Origin of the sequence: Candidatus Cryosericum hinesii (genome assembly GCF_003570985.1) — a bacterium.
Lineage (GTDB): Bacteria > Caldisericota > Caldisericia > Cryosericales > Cryosericaceae > Cryosericum > Cryosericum hinesii.
In genome coordinates this window covers 1-3579 of record NZ_QXIW01000038.1, presented here as the reverse complement: position 1 = coordinate 3579, position 3579 = coordinate 1, and the positions used below count along the sequence as shown (strand labels likewise).

The following is a 3579-nucleotide window of genomic DNA, read 5'->3' as shown; positions in this document are numbered from 1 at the left end:
CTCCACCCAGAGCTGGCCCCTCCTCCGCATGTGGGCGAAGTCCAGCAGTCCCTGTTTCATGGCCTCGAACGCGATGCCTGGGCATGGTCGGTCGATGCGGCGGAAGAGTTCCTCAGTAGGGGCGTTGAACGAGGTGAGAACAATATCCGCTTCGGCCAGCGCTTCGCGCACGGCAGGCTCGGACAGCAGCGCGCCATTGGTGATGACAGCGATGGGAATGCTGGTGAGTCTTCGTGCTCCCTGGATCAAGTCTTTGAGTCGAAGATAAAGGGTCGGCTCACCGTTGCCCACGATCGAGATGTGATCAGGCGGCGGAGACACGTGCCTGAGCGCATCGCCCAGCTCGGCGAGGATGTCCTCGATCTTGAAGTACTCCTCGCGCTCGTTCGTGAGGTGGTCCGTTCGCCCGAGCATGCAGTAGATGCAGCTGAAGTTGCACGTCTTGTCGGGGATGGGGCTGATGCCGAGACTCCGGCCCAGACGTCTGGACGGGATAGGGCCATAGATGTAGCGGTAGCTCACGGGGTGGTCCTCCTTTCGGGCATGGCCCGCACGCACACAGCGTGCCCTGTTGCAGACGATGAGTCTGCCGAGGGACAATATTGTTCGAGTGGACAGGCGAGACACACGGGTCGCGCCCGGCAGTGCTCCTTGGCCAGACGGACCAGCAGGGCGTGGAACTGATTGAACAGGTGCGCGTCTTCGGGCAGTTGTGCGACAAAATACTGTTGTGTGCTCTCGTAGGTGGCGTTGTCGGGCAGGAGGCGCAATCTGGCTGCGATGCGCCGCGTGTAGGCGTCGACGACAAAGGCGGGCTTGCCGATCGCGTAGAGCAGGATGCTGTCTGCGGTCTCCCGGCCCACTCCTTGGAGAGCCAATATCTCGCAGCGCAGAGCGCCGATGTCTTCGGACATGAGACTGGACAAGTCTCCTGAGGCGTGCTGGCTGACCCACTCGGCAAGAGTCCGGAGATACCGGGCTTTGACCCTATAGTACCCGGCCGGACGGATAGCCTGTTCGAGGTCCGATGCTGAAAGAGAAAGCAGGCTGGTGGCTGTCATGGCATTCGCGGCTTTGAGCGAGGTGATCGCCTTCTCGACGTTCGACCAGCTCGTATTCTGGGCCAGCACGGCGCCTACGGCGACCTCGAACGGCGTGTCGCCGGGCCACCAGTGCTGAGGCCCGAATGTGGTGAGTAATATGTCGAACAGCTGCAGTGGTGTCATCATCTCTTTAACCGTCACAGCCTAGCCGAGCGCCGTCACGATGCAAGCGGGACCCGTGATGACGGGGTTGACAGAGCCACTCTCCCCTTCATCGCCGGCCCGGCATGCCGGGTAGCTCGGGTACGAGCTCTTATGTTGACAACGCGGCCGGCTTCCAGTATCCTTTGAAGGTATGAGTAATACGGAAACCAAACAAAAAAGCATATGGCGCCACCTGGGTCCCATTATTCGCAAATACTGGGTGCGCTATCTCTGTGGCATTCTCATCCTGGCTGCTGTCGATATTTCTCAGACGATCATTCCAGGGATCACCGCCACAGTCATCGACGACCTGTCCTCGTTTACCGCAACGGCACATACATTGCTCGTTGCTCTCCTGCAGATCTCAGCGCTTGTTGCAGGAATAACCGTCGGCCGCTACTTCTGGCGATTTCTTATCTGGGGAAGCGCCCGGTACCTGGAGCAGGAGGTTCGTGACAACCTGTTCGCCAAATATCTTGAGTTGTCCGCCGATTTTCACGACGTTCACAAGACGGGTGACCTCATGGCACTTGTGACCAACGATCTGGAGGCGGTGCGGCAATCCCTGGGCGATGGCCTGCTCATGATTTCGGATTTCTTTATCATGACGACCTTCACGCTCATCGCCATGTTACGGTTTAATCGTGCGCTCACCCTTCTCGCGCTTATTCCTCTTGCGCTTATCGCGCTCATCGTGACGCGTGCGGGGCCTCTGGTTTTCAAACTGTTCAAACGTGTTCAGGACGCATTCTCTGCGCTCACCGATTATGTTGAAGAGGCTATGACCGGCATGCGCATCATCAAGGTGTTCACACGTGAGAAGGATGCAGCACGCGGTCTCAGGGTGAAGGCGATGGACCTGCAGCGTCGCGATATCCATTTGATCAAAATCTGGGGTCTTGCGGGACCACTTATTGATTTCCTGGGCGCCATTTCTGTACTGGTCTTGCTCTGGTATGGAGGGATCCTTGCAACACGTGGTACGTTTACCATCGGAGGCCTCGTTGCATTCAATACCTACATCGGGATGCTCGCCTGGCCGATGACGGCACTGGGGCAGGCGATCAATCTCTTCCAGCGGGGGCAGGCTTCTGCCGCTCGCATCAATGAAATCCTCGATCGGTCGTCAACGATCCAGGAACTACCGGACGCAGTGTCTATCGAAGGAGAACTACGTGGCGATGTTGACTTCGAGCATGTTACCTTTGAACGGGAAGGACATAAGATCCTGGATGATGTCAGTTTTCATATTGCTTCAGGGGAGAAGATCGGCATCATTGGCCCCATAGGTTCAGGCAAGACGACGATTGTTTCGCTGCTTACGCGCGCCTATGATCCCTCCGCCGGGAAGGTGCTGGTGGATGGGGTGGATGTGCGGCGATACAGGCTCAAGGACCTGCGGCGCGCTATTGGTGTTGTCACACAGGACGTTTTCCTGTTCTCGGATTCCCTGGAGGAGAATATCAACGTGACTGATCTGCCGGTAGGTGAGAAGGAGATCGGGGAAGCAACGAAGCAGTCCGATATCTACAATAACATCTCAGAATTCAAGGATGAATTCGGCACGATCGTGGGAGAACGTGGAGTGACCCTCTCGGGTGGTGAGAAGCAGCGAGTCACAATTGCTCGGGCATTCCTCAAGAAACCGCGCATTCTGGTCCTCGATGATGCTCTTTCAGCGGTAGATGCCGACACCGAAAAACACATTCTGGACAACATTGCAGGTTTCACGTCGCGACCGACGACGATTGTAATCAGCAACCGCATCTCTGCATTGCGTCAGATGGACAGAGTCCTGGTGCTGAATGCCGGACGCGTTGCCGAGGAAGGGACGCACAGCGCGTTGCTGCGGAAGCATGACTGGTACTGGCGTGTCTTCAGAAGACAGCTTGTGGAACACAAGGTGGAGAAGGAATAATGGCTGGTATTTCGAACGACGAGACCCAGGAACGGTCCTTTGATACGACGCTTATGGCGCGTCTGCTGAAGTTTGCGCGTCCGTACTGGTGGATGCTGCTCATCTCCCTGGTCCTGATCTGCATTCTGACCGCAAAGACCATTGCCTGTCCACTCATTGTGCGCCAGGCTATCGACAACTATATCGACCCGACGACAGCACGGTTCGTGCGGGTGGACGCGCTCGAAGACGTCCAGACGGCGAACGGGGTTGTAGGCGGGGTGGACCGTTTTGTGCTGGGCGGTCATTCCTACTACGACAGTACCGAGCTGACAAAAGGTTTACGCCTGAGCGGCAAATCGGTACAGACCACGGATGTGTCTCTCTATGTCGTGGCACCTGACAAGGCGAGGCAGCTGGGTATTGACCGCCTCA

The 3579-nt window shown here is 57.1% G+C and carries 3 protein-coding genes and 1 pseudogene; 2 read left to right on the top strand and 2 right to left on the bottom strand.

Annotated elements, in window-relative coordinates; genetic code table 11:
- Both SMC3_RS09100 and SMC3_RS09095 read right to left on the bottom strand, forming a co-directional pair.
- A partial coding sequence (locus SMC3_RS09100) for a radical SAM protein (RefSeq protein ID WP_119090085.1) occupies window positions 1-522 on the bottom strand: 522 nt, incomplete at its 3' end.
- Entirely contained in the window at window positions 519-1229 is a 711-nt protein-coding gene (locus SMC3_RS09095; protein WP_119088287.1) for an endonuclease III domain-containing protein, read from the bottom strand. The genes SMC3_RS09100 and SMC3_RS09095, both read right to left, overlap by 4 nt.
- A gap of 169 nt (window positions 1230-1398) precedes the next feature.
- On the opposite strand from SMC3_RS09095, the gene SMC3_RS09090 reads away from it, so the two are divergent.
- Together SMC3_RS09090 and SMC3_RS09085 are read left to right on the top strand one after the other, a co-directional pair.
- Window positions 1399-3165 carry an ABC transporter ATP-binding protein gene (locus tag SMC3_RS09090; RefSeq protein ID WP_119088286.1) on the top strand — a complete coding sequence of 589 codons (1767 nt, stop codon included), beginning with the start codon at window positions 1399-1401 and terminating at the stop codon, window positions 3163-3165.
- A pseudogene (locus tag SMC3_RS09085) lies at window positions 3165-3579 on the top strand (hypothetical protein); the annotation flags it as partial. The gene SMC3_RS09090 and the pseudogene SMC3_RS09085, both read left to right, overlap by 1 nt.

What these genes read in the sequence shown, in the direction of transcription:
- SMC3_RS09095 (WP_119088287.1), bottom strand. Translation starts at nt 1,229, where the DNA reads ATGATGACACCACTGCAGCTGTTCGACATATTACTCACCACATTCGGG.
- SMC3_RS09090 (WP_119088286.1), top strand. Translation starts at nt 1,399, where the DNA reads ATGAGTAATACGGAAACCAAACAAAAAAGCATATGGCGCCACCTGGGT.